The sequence below is a fragment of the Vibrio tritonius genome (assembly GCF_001547935.1).
GTDB lineage: Bacteria > Pseudomonadota > Gammaproteobacteria > Enterobacterales > Vibrionaceae > Vibrio > Vibrio tritonius.
The window spans coordinates 179,452-201,509 of the sequence record NZ_AP014635.1; the positions used below are offsets into that span (position 1 = coordinate 179,452).

Below are 22,058 nucleotides of genomic sequence, written 5' to 3' on the forward strand. Positions count from 1 at the left end.
GTTAGCACTGTAAAAATGATGTATGCCAATCTGTTGTGGCGATAAGTACGCTATCCTAAATCTATTGGTCGTATTTTAAAATGAACATACTCATATGAATGCTGGGTGAACAAACATGTCGAAAAAAGTAGCACTGATTACAGGGATTACGGGTCAAGATGGTTCGTATTTGACTGAGTTTCTTGTTGAAAAAGGGTATGAAGTGCACGGTATTATCCGTCGGGCTTCATCTTTTAACACGGAACGTATCGATGCAGTCTGCGAAGTCAGTGATCAAGTTCATCTTCATTATGGTGACTTGAGTGACTCCTCTAATCTGATCCGGTTAATTAAAGAAATTCAGCCGGACGAGGTGTATAACCTTGGGGCAATGTCTCATGTGGCAGTTTCTTTTGAATCGCCAGAATATGCAGCGGATGTTGATGCGTTAGGCACTATTCGTTTGCTTGAGGCTATTCGTATTAACGGATTAGAAAAGAAAACACGTTTTTATCAAGCGTCTACTTCAGAATTGTATGGGGAAGTGCAAGAGATTCCTCAACGAGAAACTACTCCTTTTCATCCCCGCTCTCCTTATGCTGTGGCCAAAATGTATGCTTATTGGATTACGGTAAATTACCGAGAGTCTTATGGTATGTACGCTTGCAACGGTATTCTGTTTAATCATGAATCCCCTCGTCGTGGAGAGACGTTTGTAACTCGTAAAATCACACGTGTTATTTCCAATATTTCTCAGGGGCTTGAAGATTGCTTGTATCTTGGGAATATGGATTCATTGCGAGATTGGGGACATGCCAAAGATTATGTGCGTATGCAGTGGATGATGTTGCAACAAGACTCGGCTGACGATTTCGTTATTGCAACAGGTAAGCAGATTTCTGTCCGGGAGTTTGTACGAATGTCCGCGAAAGAAGCAGGTATTGAATTAACTTTCTCAGGACAGGGGGTGGATGAAATTGCCACTGTCACTGCTGTAGAAAGTGATAAAGCACCTGCAGTTAAAGTCGGTGATGTGATTGTTCGAGTTAATCCTAAGTTCTTCCGCCCTGCGGAAGTCGAAACGTTGCTCGGAGATCCTACCAAAGCAAAAGAAAAACTGGGTTGGGTTCCTGAAATTTCAGTCGAAGAGCTTTGCGCAGAAATGGTTGCAAATGATATGAATAAAGCAAAACAGCATGCCTTACTTAAAGCACATGGTTTTGATGTGTCGGTAACTAAAGAGGCCTAGTAATGAAAATTTTTATAACGGGTGGCTCGGGCATGGTTGGGCGCAACTTATGTACATTGGCTTTGGCTGCTGGACATGAAGTTTTTGCTCCTAGACGCGATGAATTAGACTTATCTAATTATCAAGCTGTGCGTGATTATCTCCAAGAATGTGCTCCTGATGTCGTCATTCACTGTGCTGGTTTAGTTGGTGGGATCCAAGCTAATATTGCCGCGCCTTATGACTTTTGTTTCCAGAATCTTCAAATGGGAATGAATGTTGTGCAGGGCGCTTATGAAAGTGGGATTAAAAATCTCATTAATCTAGGCAGTTCTTGTATGTATCCAAGATTTGGTCAGAACCCTTTAACCGAAGATCAAGTTCTATCTGGTGAGTTAGAGCCTACAAATGAAGGATATGCTGTTGCCAAGGTAGCGGTTGCTCGATTGGCTGAATATCTCAATCGTCAGTTCAATCTAAATTACAAAACATATATTCCATGTAATTTATATGGTTACTGGGATAAGTTTGATCCTTTAAAGGCTCATATGATTCCAGCGGTCATTCGTAAACTGGATGATGCGGTAAAAGCTAATGCGAAAACGGTAGACATTTGGGGCGATGGATTATCTCGTCGAGAATTTATGTTTGCTGAAGATTTAGCTGATTTTGTATTGTTTTCTTTAACTTGTTTTGACGATGTTCCTAGCTTGATTAATGTGGGGATCGGTTCAGATCATACAATCAACGAATATTACCAAGCGATTGCTGATGTAGTTGGTTTTTCTGGTGAGTTTAAACATGATTTGTCTAAACCTGCTGGTATGAAACAAAAATTAGTAGATGTCTCAAAGCAAACTGCTTTGGGATGGGTTCCAAAGACATCGATATCTGATGGTATCAAGAAAACGTACCAATTTTATCTTAATGAGGTTTTATGATGCTTCCTTTAGCTACTTCAACATGGGATGACAAAGAATATCAAGCTATTCAGAGCGTGGTTGATAGTGGCATGTTTAGTATGGGTAAACGTGTTGCTGAGTTTGAAAAAGATTTTGCTCAATATGTCGGTAGTCGTTATTGCGTAATGGTGAATTCAGGTTCTTCTGCGAACTTATTAGCAATTGCTGCAATGTTTTATCGCAAAGAGAATGCTTTGAAGCCTGGGGATGAAGTTATTGTTCCGGCTGTTTCTTGGTCAACAACGTACTATCCTCTTCACCAGTATGGTTTAAAGTTAAAATTTGTCGATATTGATCAAAATACGTTGAATTTGGATCTTAACCAACTGGAAGCCGCAATTACGGATAAAACTCGAGCTATTTTTTCTGTTAACCTGCTAGGCAATCCAGTTGATTATCCGAAGTTACAAGCGTTAATTGCCGATAAAAATATAGTGTTACTAGAAGACAATTGTGAATCCATGGGAGCAACAATTGAAGGTAAGCAAGCTGGTACATTCGGCTTAATGGGAACTTACAGTGCGTTCTTTAGTCACCATATTTCGACAATGGAAGGCGGTATGGTTGTCACTGATGATGAAGAACTGTACCACATTATGCTTTCCGTTCGTGCCCATGGTTGGACCCGTAATTTACCTAAAGATAATCTGGTTTGTGAGAAAAGTGACAACCCATTTGAAGAATCTTTTCGGTTTGTATTACCAGGCTACAACCTGCGACCTTTAGATATGTCTGGGGCTCTTGGTGTTGAACAGCTTAAAAAATTGCCAGCTATTGTCGCAGGGCGAAGAGATAATGCTGCTTACTTCCAGGAAATATTTGCAGGTGTAGAGGGTATTTCTATTCAAAGTGAAGTTGGTGCTAGTAGTTGGTTCGGTTTTGCATTATTAGTCCATGCAGGAAAAGAGAAACGTAATGCGATCGTGTCTGCTCTTCAGATGAAAGGTGTGGATTGTCGACCTATTGTGGCTGGTAATTTTGTTCGCAACGAAGTTGTGAACTATTTTGACTATGAAGTGCATGGTGAATTGACAGTTGCAGATTTTATTACGGATTGTGGCTTCTTTATTGGTAACCACCATTATGATGTTAAAGAAGCTCTTCTAGCAATTAAAAACGTGATTGTGTCTGAATTGGCTGGTTAATTATATTTTATGTTTTTGACGGACGATCAGTTTAAGAACGTCATTGAGTATACTCCGCTAGTTTCTATTGATTTGGTTGTTTGTAATATGAGTGGCCAAATTCTGGTGGGCAAGCGAAATAATCGCCCTGCGAAGGGCGATTGGTTTGTTCCTGGTGGTAGAGTACTGAAAAATGAAGCATTGCACCAAGCGTTTAAGCGCTTATCGCTTAAAGAGTTAGGTGTCGAGTTCTCAATGTCTAATGCATCGTTTTTAGGTGTATTCGAACATTTTTATGACGATTGCTTTTTTGATGAATTTATATCAACTCACTATGTTGTTTTGGCCTATCAGTTGAATATTGATGAGCATTCTTTGTGCTTACAAGATGAGCAGCATTGTGAATATCGCTGGATGGATATAGCCAGCCTACTAAGTTCTGATTCTGTGCACCAAAATACAAAGCGTTATTTTGAAAGGGAATGTTTATGATGTTATTGCCTGTCATTATGGCTGGTGGTTCTGGCAGCCGATTATGGCCAATGTCTCGTACTTTTTACCCCAAGCAGTTTCTGACTTTGTTCGGTGAGCAGTCTATGTTGCAAAGTACGATCCATCGTCTTAAGGGGTTGGAGCATGAGTCTCCGTTGGTTATTTGCAATGAAGAACATCGATTTATTGTTGCTGAACAGCTTAGACAAGGGGCTTATGAGCATTCAGGAATATTATTAGAACCGGCTGGACGGAATACGGCTCCCGCAATTGCGCTTGCCGCTATTCATGCTCTTAAAAAGAATGAGGATGCGCTTCTACTTGTTCTAGCTGCTGACCACGTGATTTTAGATACCCCTGCTTTTTGCGAATCTATTGAGCGGGCTATTCCGTTAGCAGAAAAGGGTAAACTGGTTACTTTTGGTATCGTTCCTTCTCACCCAGAGACTGGTTATGGTTACATTAAAGCAGGAAAAGCTGTCGGAGATTTTTCATCCCTAGTGGATGCTTTTGTTGAAAAACCAAATTTGGAAAAGGCAAAAGAATATGTAGATAGTCAGCAATATCTTTGGAATAGCGGGATGTTTTTATTTAAAGCTTCTCGATATTTAGCTGAATTGGAGAAATTTCGTCCTGATATTCTTGAATCCTGCCAGTTAGCTCTTGAGCATATAGATCATGACTTAGATTTTATTAGGGTAGACAAAGATGCATTTTTGTCTTGTCCTGACGAATCTGTGGACTATGCCGTAATGGAAAAAACGCATGAAGCTGTAGTTGTTCCTATGGACGCTAAATGGAGTGATGTTGGCTCTTGGTCCGCGATTTGGGAAATATCCGATAAAGATAAAAATCAGAATGTGATCAAAGGTGATGTTTTAGTTGATGATTCGCAAGGCTGTTATATCAATTCTCAAAGCAAGCTTATTGCAACCGTTGGTGTTAATAACCTTGTTGTTATCGAGACAAAAGATGCTGTATTAGTCGCAAATAAAGATACGGTCCAAGATGTAAAGAATATTGTTGGCCAACTTAAAGAATTCAACAGAACGGAACATTTACAGCATCGTGAAGTTTATCGTCCTTGGGGAAGTCATGACGCAATTGCTGAAGGGCGTCGTTTCCACGTTAAACGTGTAACTATTAAGCCTGGGGAGAGAACGGCTCGTCAAATACACTTTAATCGAGCAGAACATTGGATTGTTGTATCGGGTACAGCGAGAGTCCGTAAGGGTGATGACGAGATATTACTTGCAGAAAATCAATCTATTTATATTCCTATTGGAATAAGTCACTCGATGGAAAATCCAGGGAAAGTGCCTTTGGTTGTTATAGAGGTTCGTTCGGGTGACTATCTAGGTGAGGACGATGTTATTCGTTTAGAAGAATATAGAGCAGGTTATTAATGAGTTTACTTATTACACATCAGGTTATTCAAAAATCTGGCATTCAATTTGGTACAAGTGGTGCCCGTGGTTTAGTTACTCAATTTTCAGCAGATGTTTGTGCTGCATTTACTCATGCGTTTATTGAAAGTCTGGCAAAGTTTGCACCGATAAAACGCATTGCTATCGCAATTGATAACCGACCAAGTAGCCCCGACATGGCACGAGCTTGTATTGCTGCTCTAGAGCAACGCAATATCGATTATGTCTACTATGGCGTTGTTCCTACTCCTGGTCTTGCCTATGCCGCGATGCAGCAGGGTATTCCTTGTATTATGGTCACCGGCAGTCATATCCCTTTTGATCGTAATGGATTAAAGTTTTATACGCCTGAAGGTGAAATAACTAAGGATGATGAGCAGTCAATTTGGCATGCTCAATATGAATTTGCATCGATTAGTCAACTGCCTGATGTGACTGTTGATGGTTATGCGGCACAGTTTTATGCCGAGCGTTATACGAGTTTATTTGCCGCTGATTTACTCGCGGGTAAAAAAATCGGCATTTATGAGCATTCTAGCGCTGGTCGTGATATTTACGCCTCTTTATTCAGTTCGTTAGGTGCCGAAGTTATTTCGCTAGAGCGTAGTGATGAGTTTGTCCCTATTGATACTGAAGCGGTTTCTGAAGCGGATAAACTCAAAGCGCGCTCTTGGTCAGAAGCTCATAAACTGGATGCTATCTTCTCTACCGATGGTGATGGCGACCGTCCTCTTGTTGCTGATGAACATGGTGAGTGGCTACGCGGTGATATTCTTGGGCTGCTTTGTGCGAAGGCGATGAAGATTGATGCGTTAGCGATTCCTGTTAGTTGTAATACAGTGATTGATCGCTGTGACCAATTTAAATTGGTTAAGCGCACTAAAATTGGTTCACCTTATGTGATCGCTGAATTCGCTCATTTAGCTAATGAATATCGTTCGATTGCAGGCTTTGAAGCCAATGGTGGTTACTTATTAGGTAGTGATACAGAGATCAACGGTAAAGTATTGAAAGCGTTGCCAACTCGCGATGCAGTATTACCTTTTATTATGCTGTTATCAGATGCTAAAGAGTGCGGTATTGCTGCTCTTGCAAAAGATTGGGCATCTCGTCAGGCGCATAGCGATCGCATTCAGAATTTTGCAACAGAGAATAGTCGCAAAATTATTGCATTTGGTACGGATCACGCGGAACGCTTACTGACCATGTTAAAAGTGGACAATACGACAGTGACCACTATCGATGTAACGGATGGTTTGCGTTTAACTCTAGAGAGTGGCGATATTGTTCATCTACGTCCATCAGGTAATGCGCCTGAGTTAAGGTGTTATGCAGAATCTGATGACTACGCTAAAGCAAAAAGCCTCGTCGATAACGTTCTTACCCATGTGAAAGCAATTGATATTTCACAGTTGTAGATTGTTGTTACTTTGATAGGGTTAATTATTTAAAAGCCAGTTCAGTTGTTGAACTGGCTTTTTTACCTTTATCCACTTAATTGTAAACGCGAGCTACGCGTGCTTGTGATTGAATTGTATATTGCTCAACATAGGCAGGAATAAATACTGACTGCCCTTTTTGTAGCACGAATGTTTCAGATCGGTGGCTAAGTACTACTTCTTCATCTATCGCCATAATGATTTCTGCACTTTGAGGTTTTACCACTGCTTGCAGTGGTGATGGGTATAACGAAAATTTAAAGTCATTTACAGGAATCGCGTATTTCTGCTCACCAAATTCATGCACAGTGGGTTCGAGTTTCAATGTATCGAAGGGTTTTTCTTTAAAGGCCGTACAGCTCGCCAGTTCGATAACATCAATATGCTTTGGAGTTAGCCCTGCTCTGAGTACATTATCAGAGTTAGCCATCACTTCTAAGCCAGTTCCTTTTAGATAGGCGTGAGGAGTGCGCGCATCTAAATACATCGCTTCACCAGGTTCTAAGGTTATTACATTTAGAAATAAAGGAGTAAATAACCCGATATCATCAGGATAATGCTGCTTTAAATCCGTAATTAGAGTAAATGGTGAAGAATCACTAGACTGAGAAAATGATACTAATTCGGAAATAGCCGATTTTTTTTCTAACCCCTGTAGTGAAAGTAATGATATGAAAAAGTGTTTCAAACCATCTTCTGTTTGATTTTTTGTGAATTTTTCAACCAAGGGAACAAGAGTTTTTGAAGCTAATTCTTGAAATAATTCTATTATTTCAATGTGGCTTCTAAATCCATTCATCGCTTGATATTGAGAGAGAGCATATACAAGTTCAGGTTTATGGTTTGGGTCTTTGTAGTTTCTTATTGGTGAATCTAAAGGGATTTTTGCTAAATTTTCTTTTTCATAACCAATCTCAGCTTCTTTCTTATCTGGGTGAACTTGGACTGATAAGGCTTTGTCTGCGGCTAACACTTTAAAAAGAAAGGGTAATTCTTGGTATTTTTGGGCTGTTTTCTCAGATAGGATTTCTTGTCTTGATTGTTCTATTAGTGTGCTTAGTTTTATTGTTTCACCATGCCATTTTACTGTTGAGCAGCCATTCTGATGTGCACCCATCCATATTTCTGCTTGAGGTAGATGGTTAGGGTTAGGAATATCAAATAGATTAGCTATGGCTGTTTTGCTGCCCCATGCGTAGTGCTGTATTACATTCTGCATGGGTAAAAATGAGGGGAAATCTGATACTGACATTTTAGATCCATTCTTTGTTGTGCAGTGGAAAATACACTAATTTTTGTTAACACATCTTACCTAAGTTTGAGCCATAAGTTAGTGTTAGGAAGGGGAAAACGTGCTGGTTATCCCCTTGTACATTATTTGTCAATGATGTTGGTTAGATGCTAACAACATTTGTTTTTTTTGATATTTCATTTTCTTCAACATCACACAAGTTACGGCTGTGACTATTGCACCAGCAACCATGCAAAGTAGAGCGGTTACTGGATGGTTTATCGCTCCAAGTACTGCGACTACTGGCCCACCATGCGCAACACTGTCGGTAATGCCAAAAGTAAAGCCTAATACTGCCGCCACAATTGAGCCAAGCATATTCGCTGGAATAACTGACATTGGGTCTTGTGCTGCAAATGGTATTGCTCCTTCTGAAATACCAACCAATCCCATAGCTCCCGCCGCTTTACCCGCTTCGATTTCCGATGCCTCAAAGATATTCATCTTACGGCCGATAATGGTTGCCAGCCCCATACCTAAAGGTGCGGCTGGAATCGCGCAGGCCATTGCGCCCATAAATTGTGTTTGTCCACTGGCAATCATACCAACCGAGAACAAGAACGCCACTTTGTTAAATGGACCACCCATATCAAAGCCAGCCATGCCACCTAAAACAATACCAAGCAAAATAGTATTACCTGTGCTCATGGTAGTGAGCATTTCTGTAAGGTTGTTCATTAGGGCGGCAATTGGAGCCCCAATCACAAACATAAATAAGCCTGCGATAAAAAGGGAGCCAAGGATTGGGGCGATCATGATGGGTACAAGAGGTTGAATAAATTTGTGGTATTGGATGCGAACCACTGCTCTAACAAAATAGCCGACTAACAGTCCGGCGATGATGGCTCCAATAAAACCAGTACCAGCACTTGCACCGTAAAATGAACCGTTGTTGGCTATCCAGCCTCCGATAAGCCCGGGGGCTAGTGCAGGGCGATCTGCAATGGCGTAGGCGATGTATCCTGCCAATATTGGAATCATTAAGGTGAAGGATACAGAACCAACATCAAGAACTTTATTCCACAAGCTATCTGGTGGAATGGCCATGCCGGCTTCTGTTGGAACCCCACCAATAGCCAGCGATAAGGCGATGAGTAGACCACCGGTTACGACGAATGGAATCATATGTGATACCCCATTCATCAAATATTTGTAGAGTTCTGGGCGCCCTTTTTCAGTCGACTCTACCGCTGTTGTTTGGTTATCTCCTTGATAAGTTGGTGCGGATAACGCTCTTTCAATCAGTCCCTTGGCATCTTTAATTGGTGCTTTGACGCCAGTTTGGATCAGTCTTTTTCCTTTAAAGCGATTCATGTCTACTTGTTTATCACAAGAAACGATAATGGCATCTGCTTGCTCTATTTCTGCTGGTGTTGGGCTGTTTTTTACGCCAATAGAACCATTGGTTTCAACTTTAATTTTGTACCCTAATGCTGCGGCTCCTTTTTCAAGAGATTCTGCAGCTAAATAGGTGTGGGCGATGCCTGCTGGGCATCCGGTTACACCGATTAGATATCCTTTTTTCCCCTGTTCTATGGTCTCTTTTTTTTCTGTTGGCATTAAGAGCAATTCAAGTGCTTCAGCGGAGTTTTTGGCATTGAGAAATTGAGAAATAAAATCGAGTTCAATGAGCTTTGTCGAGAGTTCAGCCAATACTTCAACGTGGTGGTTGGCATTATTCTCCGGAGAGGCAATCATGAAAAACAGTTTTGATGGGTTGCCATCTTCTGCTCCATATTCAATGCCGCAACGACTAACGCCAATGACAACCGCAGGAGTAATAACTGATGAGCTTTTCGCATGTGGAATTGCTACACCATCATCAAATCCAGTATTACCTAAAGCTTCTCTGGCGTATACGTCATTGATGAATTGGGTTTTATTTGAAATACGTTGATTATCTAAAAGTGCTTGAGCTAACTCATCGAATACTTCTTCTTTCGTTGTTGCTGTGAGGTTCAGAAGTATGAGTTGCTCATTGATTAGTTCGTTGATCATGAGGTGACCCCTGTTCATTTTTATTGTGCGGTTATTGTGGGATTAGGACCGAATAATAAATAGAGGACTCATAATTCATTTACTGGATTTTTGTAACCTCAAAAAAGGTTCGTGATCTAGGTCGTTTTTCCTATTCTGCACATAAAGTGACGTTATCAACCGTGGTAGCATCGCCTTGGATCGTGTGGAGATAAATGAATGGAAAGTGTTTTTACTAATATTCTAGGTGCAGTATTGGAGGAAAGAGAGAGTTGTCACCAGATATGGTTTGCTCAGGATAATTTGACACCACCGCCATTTAGTTACCAAGTGAACTTTCCACGTTTAGAGTTGGTTCTTAAAGGTAAATATCATAATCAGCTAGATGATGGAGGGCATAGCATTGTTGAAGCTGACATTATGGTTGGGGATGCACTTTACATTCCACCTAACTGTTGGAATAAGCCGAATTGGGATGACGAATGCTCTGTGCTGAGTTTGCTTTACGGTAAACGTCAGTTAGGATTTAGTTTTGTTGCCAAGCGTGCCGGAGAGGTGGGATTTTATGATGTGCAAAAGCATAGTGTTCCCACAAGAACAGGTTTTGCTATCGACAATATTCTTGAAAGCTTAAATGCGTTAGCGAGAGAGACCAAGCGTCAGCCAATGGGAGAACATTTGTTGTGTGCTCTGTTAAGTTACACGACTTCGATGATTCAACTTCCCTTAAATGGTTCTCACAATCATAGTAAGGACCTTTATCAAGGGATATGTATTTATATCCAAGAAAACTTTCATCGCTCTATCTCTCGTGAATCAATTGCGGCAAGGTTTCATATTTCTCCTAATCATTTATCTCGTTTATTTCGTCAGCAAGGCCATATGACATTGGCTGATTACATGACGTGGGTTCGTATGGAGCGAGCTAAGTTTATGTTGAAGAAATATCAATTTCGGTTATGTGATGTATCTACCCGATGTGGATATCAAGATGTAAATTATTTTTGTCGTGTATTTAAAACGAGGACTGGCATGACGCCATCCCAATATAGAGCTTCTATGTAGAGCGATATGGGGTAGAAAGAATGTAGCGGCATGCTGCATATAGGCTTTCTTCTCTTTGATACACTAACATCTGTTGTCCGTGAGTTTCATCTAATAGCCATCGAGTTAGGTGAGTACTGGAAATGATCATGTCTCTTGAACTTCCCTCGGGGAGCAAAAGTGCAATGGATAGTGAAATCGGCGGTTGAGATAAATGGGCGCTCCAGTGGATTGGTGTTAATAATGGAAGCACTACTAACGTTAAGTTGTGAACGCATGGCGACATAGCGTGTGGAATGGCAATTCCATTCGGTAAGCCGGTTGAGCTGATGTTTTCTCTACTCGCTAGTTGTTCGTATAAAAATAGAGGGTTTTCGTTAGCCGCTAAGTTTGCAATAGTTTGGAGCACATCTTGCTTGTTTTGGTAAGGCTGATTTTTGGCATAGTGCCAAGATAGACTAAAGGGTAAATTAAGCGCTGGTTCTTTCTCGATTGCCGACAAACTATGCTGTTTACAGGATGTTGAAAGAATATTTGAGTGTTCTCGAACGGCTTCAGTAAACACCATACATGCCAATTCGGCATCACTTCCTTCTATCACTATTTGGCATAAATCGTTGGGCTTGTTTACCATGGTGAGCGAGCGTAATACATCGCTCATATCGACTTGCCGATTTTTTACAAAATTAAATAGCACAATTTGCGATTTGAAATAGAGGGTCAGCTTTTTCAGGTGTTGCAGGTGCCAACTTGGTAGACCTTCTATGGGAACAAGAAACGTGATGGAAGTTTTAAACATGCCTAACTCACATATTTGGTGAGTACACTGTGCACATCAACTAATACGGTTTCAATAGGAATTGTGATTGGTCGACAACCATGAAATCGTTCAATACCCTCGATTTTTATATCAGAGACAATTATCTGGATATCAGATGTGGCGATGTCATTAACCGTTAGTGTATTTTCGATACCCATAGCGCCTTGGGTCTCAACTTTGATGGTTAACCCTAGCCGATGTGCTTCTTTCTGCAATAAATCGGCTGCCATATATGTATGGGCTATTCCGGTTGGGCAAGCGGTGACTGCGACAATTTTCAATGTATGGCTCCGCGAAAGTATGATGTTGCGATTATACGAAGCTCGTTATGAAATTTCTCACGCAATATGCTTAAGTTTGATCCGCGAGTGAAACTAATCATATTGCTTACTATTTTTAGTAATCTAACAGCGATACTAATTTAGGTTTAATCTATGAAAATCCTTATCACAGGTGGTGCCGGTTTTATTGGTTCCGCAGTCATCCGTTATATTATCGAACATACCTCAGATTCGGTTGTGAATGTCGATAAGTTGACTTACGCAGGGAATCTAGAATCGCTGTTAAGCGTTGATACAAGTGAACGTTACGTTTTTGAACAAGCAGACATTTGTGATCGCGCTGCGATGGAGCGCATTTTTACTCAGCATCAGCCCGATGCCGTTATGCACTTGGCGGCTGAGTCCCATGTTGACCGTTCAATTGATGGCCCTGCCGCATTTATTGAAACCAATATTGTAGGTACTTATACCTTATTAGAGGCTACTCGTGAGTATTGGAATACGCTTGAAGAGCCTAGTAAAAGTGCTTTTCGTTTCCATCACATTTCAACCGATGAGGTGTATGGCGATTTGGGCAAAGAAAGAGGGTTATTTACCGAATCAACAGCTTATTCACCATCGAGTCCTTATTCTGCCTCCAAAGCTTCAAGCGATCATCTTGTGCGTGCATGGCATCGTACATTTGGTTTGCCTGTGGTTATCACCAACTGTTCCAATAATTACGGGCCTTACCAGTTCCCAGAAAAGCTGATTCCACTCATAATTCAACATGCCCTGGTAGGTAAAGCATTGCCTATTTATGGTGATGGTATGCAGATTCGTGATTGGTTATTTGTGGAAGACCATGCTCGCGCTTTGTTCAAAGTGATGACAAAGGGCGAGGTAGGCGAAACTTATAATATCGGCGGGCATAATGAGAAAGCCAATATCGATGTGGTCAGAACCATTTGTTCGTTACTTGAAGAGTTGGTGCCAAACAAACCAGAAAATGTCGAACACTATGCGGATTTAATTACTTTTGTGGCTGATAGGCCGGGACATGATGTTCGTTATGCCATTGATGCCAGCAAGATTGCCCGTGAATTAAATTGGATGCCGCAAGAGACATTTGAATCCGGCTTACGCAAGACGATTGAATGGTATCTTTCTCACCAAACGTGGTGTAGCAGAGTACTAGATGGCTCTTACGCTTTACAGCGTTTAGGTTGTCATAGTGACTAATAATCTTAAGAAATAACCGTATATTTATATCTAATCAGTGTAAGAACGAAAATAAATTTATTATGTATTTATAAGATAAAGGAGTCTTGGCTCCTTTTTTTATACTTTAAATTCTATATCTTTCTATTTTTAAATTTGTTTATAACTTCCTTTTTTATCTATTATTTAAAATAAAGTTATTTAAATGGAAATCTAATTCTAACGACAATGTTTTGAAAGTAATAAATTCGTTATTTATATACGTTGAAAGGTTTTACATTTGTATTTACGAGTGAGTTATAGCATGCCACTCTGCATGCTTGAATGATACTGGTATAAAAATCATCCGGTTATGCATAGTTACGAGCTGTTGGTTATTGAATGAGTTTTTATAGTACGATGTTTTCTTTGGTGCTGATTGGTTGTTTTATGACTGGCCCAAGAAGATGGCGTGTTAAGTCTTATGCCCAAAAAAATGTGAAGTTTTTATTTTATTCATGCTTTTTCAATAAATTTATTTATTGTTTTTAGTTACATATTCCATTTATTAATCCATTTCTTTCAAATAAGTGATCTTCTTCCAATATTTTTTGTTTACGAATGAAAGTTATTTTTGCGTCAAGATTTCAAATATTGGGTAAAAATTCAAAATGACGCTTGTTTCGTGTAGAAAAAAAGCGTTAATTACATAATTATATTTTGCATTAAATAAAAAGTTTAATTCACGTCGCAACATTCAAGCAGGAGAGGGCCATTGATAAACAAGGTTGTTTCACTAAGTATACTGTCGTGCGCATTAGTTGGATGCACGGTGTTACCCGGGGGAGGGCTGTCTACTTATGATAAGCATGTTATCTATACGAAATCGAAAGATGGAAAATCCTCTGCTTCAAAAGTGAATGTTTACCCTCTTAATCCCGATCTGATTAATAAGCTAAGGGATGAACAAATTGTTCCAACTGGCAAAGCCAATGATGCGTTATACCAACAGCTGATTTCATACCAGTACCACATTGGCCCTGGCGATGTACTTAACGTGACGATTTGGGACCACCCAGAGCTGACTATTCCTGCTGGTTCTTATCGTAGCTCGACTGAAGCGGGTAACTGGGTTCACGCCGATGGCACTATTTACTATCCCTACATTGGCAAACTTCATGTGGCTGGGAAAACCGTTTCAGAAGTGCGTGACCTCATTGCCAAGAAAATTGATTACTACATTGAAGACCCACAAGTGGACGTCAACATCGCGGCATTTCGTTCGCAAAAATGTTACGTCACCGGGGAAGTGAATGATCAAAGTGAACAGGCCATCACCAATATTCCTATGACTATTCTCGATGCGATTAACAAAGCTGGCGGCATAACTAAAGATGCCGATTGGCAGAACATTACGTTAACGCGCAACGGAGTCGAACAGCACCTTTCTCTGTATGCCTTGATGCAAAAAGGCGACTTAACCCAAAACCGGTTATTACAAAATGGCGACATCATTCATGTGCCACGTAATGACGAACAAAAAGTGTTTGTGATGGGTGAAGTAGGGCAATCGCAAGTGTTACGCATTGGTCGCACTGGGATGAGCCTAACTGAAGCGCTTGCCGATGCTGGTGGTATTGATGAGAAAGAAGCGGATGCTACTGGGATCTTCGTGATTCGCAGTACGGCGGCAGAGCGCATTAAGCGCAAAGATGCCGACTCTAGTGTGATAGCGAATGTGTACCAACTGGATATGCAGGATGCGTCTTCTCTCGTAATGGGCACGGAATTTAGGCTCCAACCTTACGATGTGGTTTATGTGACCGCAGCGCCTGTGGCTCGTTGGAACCGTTTGATTGAACAAATTACACCATCGATTACCAACTTCAACAACTTGACCGAAGGTGTTCTACGCGTACGTACTTGGCCATAGAAACCAAGGCTGGCTACACAATGTGGGGAGAGCTTATCGCCCCACATTGCTTAGCCGCAACAAGCTGTCTTCCAGACCCTTTTCAACAACGTGAAGCATTATTTGAACTGTCTTTTAAGTTAATCGATAAATCGCAAAGTCCTGGATAGGAAAATGCCATTTTCTTACACGACTTTCCTTGGACACTAGCCTTAAAGCGAAAAGATATACAATGAAAACTACGGACAAACAGAGTCACTCAGTCAGTTCTGCAACGGATGATATGAGTTTAAATAAGATCATCGGGCTATTGTTTGATGAGAAATGGTTAATTATCTCCGTGACATCTCTTTTTATCGTCATTGGTGTCGCTTATGCCATTCTCGCTACGCCTATTTATAAAGCGGATGCTTTGATTCAAGTCGAAGATAAAAGCGATGGCGGTTTTTCGGCTTTGGTCGGCGACATGGGCGATGTGTTCTCACAAGAGTCTACGGCGATGACCGAAATTGGGTTGATGACCTCGCGCATGATTCTCGGTAAAACCGTGGATAAATACCATCTGCAAATCGTGGTAAAACCGAATTATTTCCCGGTCATTGGTAAAGGCATTGCACGCTTAACAGATAGTGAGCAGTTACTAACAGTAACCAAATTTGAGATGCCGGATTACGCGAAATATCAGCCGCATAAGATTGTGATTACCGATGCAAAAAACAAAGAGTATCAACTGATTGGTAAAAAGGATGAGGTGATATTAACGGGCAAGGAAGGCGAAGTCGCGCACACGGATAGCGGCTATACCTTGTTAGTTTCTGCGTTAGATGCAGAGGATGGCTTTGAATTTGATATTGCTAAGCGCACTCGCCTCAATGCGATTAACTGGCTTAACCAGAATATCGCCGCAGTTGAGAAAGGTAAGCAGACTGGGTTAATTCGTATCTCTTATCAGGATGCCGATCCGGCCAAAGCAGAAGAGATGTTGAATGACATTGCTGATAACTACTTTTTGCAGAACGTAGAACGAGATTCTGCCGAAGCAGAACAGAGTATTCAGTTTTTAAAGGAGCAGTTGCCTAAATTCAAAGAAAAACTGACCCACTCTGAAGATAAGCTGAATGACTACCGTCAAAAACGTGAGTCGGTGGATTTAAACCTCGAAGCCCAATCGACTTTGAATGTGGTAGTCGACGTTGAATCACAATTAAACGCACTGACTTTCAAAGAAGCTGAAATCAGTAAGAAATATAAGAAAACTCACCCAGCCTATAAAGCGTTATTAGATAAACGCCACACCCTGCTTGAAGAGAAAGCCAAAATCAATAAACAGGTGAAAAACCTGCCAGAAACGCAACGTGAAGTATTGCGTTTAAAACGTGATGTGGAAGTTGACCAACAAATTTACGTACAACTACTGAATAAGATTCAAGAGCTTAATGTGGTTAAAGCGGGCACGGTTGGTAATGCGCGTATTGTCGATACCGCAGTGGCTAACTTAAAACCTGTTTCTCCAAAGAAAGTGCTGATCGTCGTTATCTTAACGCTGCTTGGCGGCATGATCAGTGTGGCGATTGTCTTACTCAAAATGTTGTTGAACAGAGGAATAGAAAGCCCAGAAGAGATCGAATCTCTTGGGTTGCCTGTGTACGCGAGCATTCCTAAATCCACCATACAAAGTGGCTTAATGGAGCGTAAGTCGTCTCACAGTACAAGTATGCGGTTGTTATCGGTACTGGAACCAGCCGATTTATCGGTTGAGGCGTTACGTAGCCTGCGAACCAGTTTGCACTTTGCGGTGATGGAAGCCGAAAACAATATCGTGATGATATCGGGTTCGACACCGGGCATTGGCAAAACCTTTGTTTCCACTAACTTTGGTGCGGTGTGTGCTCACACGGGCAAGAAAGTGATTTTGATTGATGCGGATATGCGCCGTGGCTCTGCTCATCGCTTCATCGGTGTGTCGAATAAAGGCGGTTTAGCGGAATACTTGTCCGGTGAACTGAGCATCGAAGAGGTGATTAAACACACGGATATTGAGAATTTTGATGTGATTACCCGTGGCCAAGTGCCGCCGAATCCATCGGAGCTGTTAACTCGCCCTCGTTTTAAAGAACTGCTTAATGCACTTTCTGAGAAGTACCAGTTGGTGTTGATTGATACACCACCAGTATTAGCGGTGACTGATGCGAGCATTGTTGGACACTTAGCGGGTACGTCATTAATGGTTGCGCGCTTTGGCGTGAATACCACAAAGGATGTCGAAGTGGCATGGGGTCGATTTAAGCGCGCCAGCATTGAGGTGACTGGGGTGGTGTTCAACGGCGCTGAGAAGAAAGCGGACAACTATTACTACTACGACTATTCATCCAGTAAAGAGTAACTATCAGTAAAGAGTAACTATGTTCACACATCATCTCAGGTGGTTACGTCATGTTTGTTTACGGACGGTTTGTTTGCAATGGAATGGCGATAAATGAATAAATTAACTTGGAACATCATTTGGTTAATTTTTGACAAGCTGATCACTCTGCTCGGCGGCTTTTTAATTACCGTATTAACGGCACGTTATTTAGGCCCTGAGAAGATCGGCATCATCAACTATTTTCTCGCTATCTTGGCCTTTATCGTCCCCATTACCCAGTTTGGGGGCGATATCCTGATTTTCTTAAAAAGTGCCAAGAATGAACAAACGGGCAAGATGCTGATTAACCACACCAAGAACATGCGTCGTTTGCTGTTTACGGTGTCGTTTGCGGCGATTTATCTGTTTACTTACCAAGAGTACAACCAGTATGACCGGTTAGTGTTGGTGATATTGGGCGTTGCTTCTTTCTACCAATCTTATGATTTGTATAAGTTTTACTTTAATGGCGTGATGCGCTCTAAAGAGAACGTTATCTCAGGGCAGGTGGGATTACTGGCGAGTTTACTGCTGCGTTCGCTTTTTGTGTTCCTTAAATTACCGTATTACTTTTTTGCGTTGCCCTATGTGGCGCTGTACATCATTCCATTTTGGTATCGCAGATATCGCATTAAAGCCAAAGGGATTGAAACCGCGAAGTACGCCACTCAGTTTAAAGGTTATTTCCTTAAAAATGGCCTGCCTATTTTGATTAGCTCTTTGTCTATCTTGGTGTACATCAAGGTGGGGCAAATCATGCTTGGTACGTTTTTAAGTAATAAAGAAGTGGGGCTGTATACCTCTGCTCTTACATTGGCCCAGTGTTGGCAGTTTGTGCCTTTGGCGCTGATCATGAGTTTTATCTCGAAGTCGGTATCAAGCACCACTTTTAAAGACAAAGGGTTTCGTCTGTGCTTTTTGGCGTCCACGTTTTGCAGTGTGCCGTTTTTATTGGCGACCTATTTCTTTGCCACACCCATTATTGAGGCGACCTTTGGCGCTGAATTCTTAGAGGCGCAATCACTGCTGTTCTTACTCACTCTCACCACTATGTTCTCTCTGTACGGCACCATTTCGTCGCGCATCATTATTGAGGCGGGCGGTAACAAATACATGATGATGAAATCGCTGGTGGTTTCCATCATGAGTGTGGGGCTGAGCTACTGGTTTGTGAAAGAGTATGGATTGATTGGCGCAGGCTATGCGGCTCTCATTTCTGAAGCGATATCCGGCACTGTCGGTAATTACTTCTTTAGAAAATCCAACATATTTAAATTGCAGTATTCGATGCTGATGTCGAAAAAAGACATTCTTTCTTTCGTTAAGGGATAACTCATCATGGATAAAGTAAAAGATAACTATCAATCGGGGTTGGTTTCTGTGGTTATCCCGACATGCAATCGCGGTGAGCTATTTTACAAAGCCATCGAAAGTGTTTTAGGGCAAACCTACACTCAAGTCGAAATTATTGTGATTGATGATAATTCCGATGCACCGCCAGCGTTGGAGCAGTATCAGGCGCAACCGATGCCGATTATTTATCACAAGAACGACTCTAACTTAGGCGGGGCCATTTCACGCAATATTGGGGCTGCGCTTGGTCATGGCGAATTTGTCTGTTTTTTGGATGACGATGATGTTTATTTAGAAAACAAACTGGCTTTGCTGGTGGCAGAGCTTGAGCAAGATGCAGGGATTGATGCGGTGTTTGGCAAAATCGTCAAATTGAGTGATCCCAAGCGAGAATATCCCATTGATTTTGTGGACTCAAAAAGCATTCTGAATAGCTTGGAGAGCATTAAGTATTTGCACACCAACACCTCATTGATTCGTCACACCGTGTTTGATCGCATTCGGTTTGATGAGGCGTTAGCCAAGTTTCAAGATACGCAGTTACATATTGAGTTGGTGCAAAAATGCCGTTGTAAGTACCTCGATATTCCGGTGGCGTTGTGGAATGACAACCATGGCAGCGGCCAGATTACCGATATGAAAAATGCGGCGCAGCATGTACGCAGTATTGATAACTACACCAAGCTGAAGAATAACCTGTATCAACGCGATTCAATCAGTTGGCTGCAGTATCAAAAAATGGCGTTTAACCTGTCCAAAATGAAGGTGAAGTACGCGCTGAACTTTGGCCGCAGTCAGGATCTGCAACTGAATCTGTTTGAAACCAATGTGCTCTCATTGCTCAAATTTAGGAGAGCGTTATTTTGCAAATAGCCGTTAGCTTATCGCTCATCTTATATTCTCTCGCGACCTTCAACCCCATCATGATGCCGTTGGCTTTATGTATGCTGTTGGCGTGTTGCGTGACGAAACTAAAAGAGTTAAGCCCAGCGCATTTATTGGTGTTCTTCGTCACGCTGATTTTCCCTATCCTATTTAATGTGCTGTTCTCGATAGAGCATATTTACATCAATTCGGTAGTGAAATACGTGATGTTCGTGCTGTACGTTTTTCTGATGTTGCAACTGTCTCGATATGACCATGAGGTGGTTGAGAAGGCATTTGTTCATTGTTTGTTGCTGCACTTGGTGTTCTTTTATATCCAAGTGGTGGCTTACTTTGCTACAGGTGAGTTCATTGAGTTCAGTAAATACGTACGCGCAAAAGATGCCGTGGTTCTTTATGAATCCAAGGCATTGATGGACAGTTTTATTTCGGCTCGCTTCACGGGGTTATTTACCGAACCTTCGTATTACAGCATGGTCGCGTTACCTATATCCGCTATCTTCCTGATTTTAAATAAACACAAGCTGTTATCTGTGTTTGGCATCATCAGTGTCGGTTTGAGCCTATCCATTGCCGCCATCATCATTATGGCGCTGATGATTGGGATTTATATTGTTCTTAGCAAAGGCAATAAGTATCTCAAAGTGTTGTGTGTTGTTGCGGCAATACTCCTCACACCGGTTTTTTATGGCTTTTACGATGCTCGAATCAACGCGGAAGCGGACTATGATGCCATCGCTAGCCGTTCCCATGTGTTCACTGAATTACAGGTTCGCAACGCCTATCTCAATATGGTGGGCGAAGGGGTCTTTATCGATGAAGCCAAACCCTTGGGCATTGTTGGTTTAACTGGGGCGGAAATTCGCGATAGCTCTTTCTATATCTACTTACTCTACTCAGTGGGTTTGTTTGGTTTTCTTACCTTCTTTGCCTTGATGTTTTATCTGTTCGGTTTCAAAAGCATGGTGTATCTGATGCCTCTGTTGCTCTTCAAATACCACCTGCTCTCGACCATGTTTTTTATGACTTTGTTCCTGTTCTATTTCTACAAGGAAGAAGTTTCTCATTTCGCGGAGGTTAGAGAATGCGAAATATAGCGCTTGTCTGTGATTGCATTGAACGTTTTTGGTTTTTCAGACGGTTTTACACTTCACAACCGGACTATTCATTAACGCTCATCACCAATGATTTTGTGGTCCGCCTGCTGTGTGCGTGGCACAAGATCCCGTGTATTCAGTTGTCGCAAAACTTGCCGACGCCTGAGTATGCCCAATATGCCGATAGCGTAGCGAACTCTTCTGAGATTACCGTAGGGGGTTATCAACAAGATTTCGCCTGTAAGGTATACAGCTCTTATCTTGGTCAGGTGCCACACCGGTTAGCCCAGTTTGATGTGTTCCTAATCTGGAATGGTCAGCAGTTATTGGATAAAAGCATCATTGATGTGTTCCCAGATAAATGCGTTTATATGGAACTCTCTAATCTACCGAACAAAATCTTTGTCGATAAACTGGGTGTGAATGCGATGTCATCGCTCTTTTTCCATCCTGAGGTATTGGATAAAGAAGATCCGGTGGAAGATGAGTTTCATCACCAGTGGGTGGGGGAGTATGAGCAATACAAAATGGCTCCACCGCCACAATCTAAGGTGTCTAAATTTCAGCTCTATTGCCGTGCCATCAATATGTTGGTGACCTCTTGCTCCAGTATCGCTGGGATAAAAAACTTGCGTTATCGCATGAAAAAAATCACCCCAGAGCCAGTCGATTTTTCTCAGTTCCACCTAAAAAATGCGGACTTAGATGCGGCCTTTGTGTTTTGCCCTTTGCAGGTCTCTTCCGATACTCAGTTGTTGATTCATTCGGACTTCAACAACAAAGACATTATTCGTGAGGCAATGACCATCGCCCAAGATAAGGGGCTTGCGCTTTATGTGAAATTTCACCCAGCCGAACGCAACTTGGCCGAAGTTAAAGAGATCGTCGAGATGAGCCAAGCGCAAGGTTTTACGTTGGTTGCTAACAATACTAATGACTTATTGCGCCAATGCCGCGAAGTAGTGGTGAATAACTCCACGGTTGGGTTGGAAGCGATGATCTATGGCAAACCGACTCATGTGTTTGGTCGAGCCTTGTATAAGTCTTTCGATAATGAGCGGTTAAAGAAATATATCCATCGTTATTTGATCAGCGGTATCGATTATTTTGCTGACCATCCGGTGGATGTCGTCTCCATTTTGAACCAAGTGGAGGGGAAATAGC

General features: G+C 41.7%; 18 protein-coding genes. 14 read left to right on the forward strand and 4 right to left on the reverse strand.

What is annotated here, in order from left to right; translation table 11 throughout:
* The first annotated feature begins 115 nt into the window (after nucleotides 1–115).
* The 6 genes from gmd to JCM16456_RS00820 are packed head-to-tail and all read left to right on the forward strand — an operon-like array spanning nucleotide 116 to nucleotide 6,630.
* Nucleotides 116–1,228: a GDP-mannose 4,6-dehydratase gene (gmd, locus tag JCM16456_RS00795; RefSeq protein WP_068711539.1), complete on the forward strand. Its 1,113-nt coding sequence runs from the start codon at nucleotides 116–118 to the stop codon at nucleotides 1,226–1,228.
* Nucleotides 1,229–1,230: 2 nt separating this feature from the next.
* A complete protein-coding gene (locus JCM16456_RS00800; RefSeq protein WP_068711541.1) occupies nucleotides 1,231–2,148 on the forward strand; it encodes a GDP-L-fucose synthase family protein in 918 nt (305 codons plus the stop codon).
* Nucleotides 2,145–3,314, forward strand: coding sequence for a DegT/DnrJ/EryC1/StrS family aminotransferase (locus tag JCM16456_RS00805; RefSeq protein WP_068711543.1), 1,170 nt, complete (start codon nucleotides 2,145–2,147; stop codon nucleotides 3,312–3,314). Before JCM16456_RS00800 ends, JCM16456_RS00805 begins: the two co-directional genes overlap by 4 nt.
* 9 nt (nucleotides 3,315–3,323) lie before the next feature.
* Entirely contained in the window at nucleotides 3,324–3,785 is a 462-nt protein-coding gene (locus JCM16456_RS00810; RefSeq protein WP_068711545.1) for a GDP-mannose mannosyl hydrolase, read from the forward strand.
* Entirely contained in the window at nucleotides 3,785–5,191 is a 1,407-nt protein-coding gene (locus JCM16456_RS00815; RefSeq protein ID WP_068715826.1) for a mannose-1-phosphate guanylyltransferase/mannose-6-phosphate isomerase, read from the forward strand. The genes JCM16456_RS00810 and JCM16456_RS00815 overlap by 1 nt, the downstream gene beginning before the upstream one ends.
* A complete protein-coding gene (locus tag JCM16456_RS00820) occupies nucleotides 5,191–6,630 on the forward strand; it encodes a phosphomannomutase (protein WP_068711547.1) in 1,440 nt (479 codons plus the stop codon). Before JCM16456_RS00815 ends, JCM16456_RS00820 begins: the two co-directional genes overlap by 1 nt.
* Before the next feature lie 76 nt (nucleotides 6,631–6,706).
* Here JCM16456_RS00820 and manA read toward each other — a convergent pair whose 3' ends face one another.
* Together manA and JCM16456_RS00830 are read right to left on the reverse strand one after the other, a co-directional pair.
* Nucleotides 6,707–7,903, reverse strand: coding sequence for a mannose-6-phosphate isomerase, class I (manA, locus tag JCM16456_RS00825; RefSeq protein WP_068711549.1), 1,197 nt, complete (start codon nucleotides 7,901–7,903; stop codon nucleotides 6,707–6,709).
* Between the two features lie 129 nt (nucleotides 7,904–8,032).
* Nucleotides 8,033–9,940: a PTS fructose transporter subunit IIABC gene (locus tag JCM16456_RS00830; protein ID WP_068711551.1), complete on the reverse strand. Its 1,908-nt coding sequence runs from the start codon at nucleotides 9,938–9,940 to the stop codon at nucleotides 8,033–8,035.
* 198 nt (nucleotides 9,941–10,138) lie between these two features.
* On the opposite strand from JCM16456_RS00830, the gene JCM16456_RS00835 reads away from it, so the two are divergent.
* Nucleotides 10,139–10,984: a helix-turn-helix transcriptional regulator gene (locus JCM16456_RS00835; protein WP_068711553.1), complete on the forward strand. Its 846-nt coding sequence runs from the start codon at nucleotides 10,139–10,141 to the stop codon at nucleotides 10,982–10,984.
* Here JCM16456_RS00835 and JCM16456_RS00840 read toward each other — a convergent pair.
* Nucleotides 10,977–11,762, reverse strand: a complete 786-nt coding sequence (locus tag JCM16456_RS00840; RefSeq protein ID WP_068711555.1) for a PTS sugar transporter subunit IIA — start codon at nucleotides 11,760–11,762, stop codon at nucleotides 10,977–10,979. The genes JCM16456_RS00835 and JCM16456_RS00840 overlap by 8 nt on opposite strands.
* A 2-nt stretch (nucleotides 11,763–11,764) precedes the next feature.
* Entirely contained in the window at nucleotides 11,765–12,064 is a 300-nt protein-coding gene (locus tag JCM16456_RS00845; RefSeq protein WP_068711557.1) for a PTS fructose transporter subunit IIB, read from the reverse strand.
* 153 nt (nucleotides 12,065–12,217) lie between these two features.
* Between JCM16456_RS00845 and rfbB the strand changes: the two genes are divergently transcribed.
* From rfbB to JCM16456_RS00880, 7 genes are all read left to right on the forward strand, one after another.
* Entirely contained in the window at nucleotides 12,218–13,285 is a 1,068-nt protein-coding gene (gene rfbB, locus JCM16456_RS00850; protein ID WP_068711559.1) for a dTDP-glucose 4,6-dehydratase, read from the forward strand.
* Between the two features lie 733 nt (nucleotides 13,286–14,018).
* Complete coding sequence (locus tag JCM16456_RS00855) at nucleotides 14,019–15,176, forward strand: polysaccharide export protein (RefSeq protein WP_068711561.1); 1,158 nt, start codon at nucleotides 14,019–14,021, stop codon at nucleotides 15,174–15,176.
* A 211-nt stretch (nucleotides 15,177–15,387) separates the two neighbouring features.
* Nucleotides 15,388–17,538 (forward strand): polysaccharide biosynthesis tyrosine autokinase, encoded by a 2,151-nt coding sequence (locus JCM16456_RS00860; RefSeq protein WP_068711563.1) that lies wholly within the window; start codon nucleotides 15,388–15,390, stop codon nucleotides 17,536–17,538.
* 93 nt (nucleotides 17,539–17,631) lie between these two features.
* The gene (locus JCM16456_RS00865; RefSeq protein WP_068711565.1) at nucleotides 17,632–18,891 is read left to right on the forward strand and encodes an oligosaccharide flippase family protein; all 1,260 of its coding nucleotides are present in this window, start codon (nucleotides 17,632–17,634) and stop codon (nucleotides 18,889–18,891) included.
* A gap of 6 nt (nucleotides 18,892–18,897) precedes the next feature.
* Nucleotides 18,898–19,785 (forward strand): glycosyltransferase family 2 protein, encoded by an 888-nt coding sequence (locus tag JCM16456_RS00870; RefSeq protein WP_068711567.1) that lies wholly within the window; start codon nucleotides 18,898–18,900, stop codon nucleotides 19,783–19,785.
* On the forward strand, nucleotides 19,776–20,894 hold the full coding sequence (locus JCM16456_RS00875; protein ID WP_068711569.1) for a hypothetical protein: 1,119 nt from the start codon (nucleotides 19,776–19,778) through the stop codon (nucleotides 20,892–20,894). The genes JCM16456_RS00870 and JCM16456_RS00875 overlap by 10 nt, the downstream gene beginning before the upstream one ends.
* Nucleotides 20,882–22,057, forward strand: a complete 1,176-nt coding sequence (locus tag JCM16456_RS00880) for a capsular polysaccharide export protein, LipB/KpsS family (protein WP_068711571.1) — start codon at nucleotides 20,882–20,884, stop codon at nucleotides 22,055–22,057. The genes JCM16456_RS00875 and JCM16456_RS00880 overlap by 13 nt, the downstream gene beginning before the upstream one ends.
* The last annotated feature ends 1 nt before the right edge of the window (nucleotide 22,058 follow it).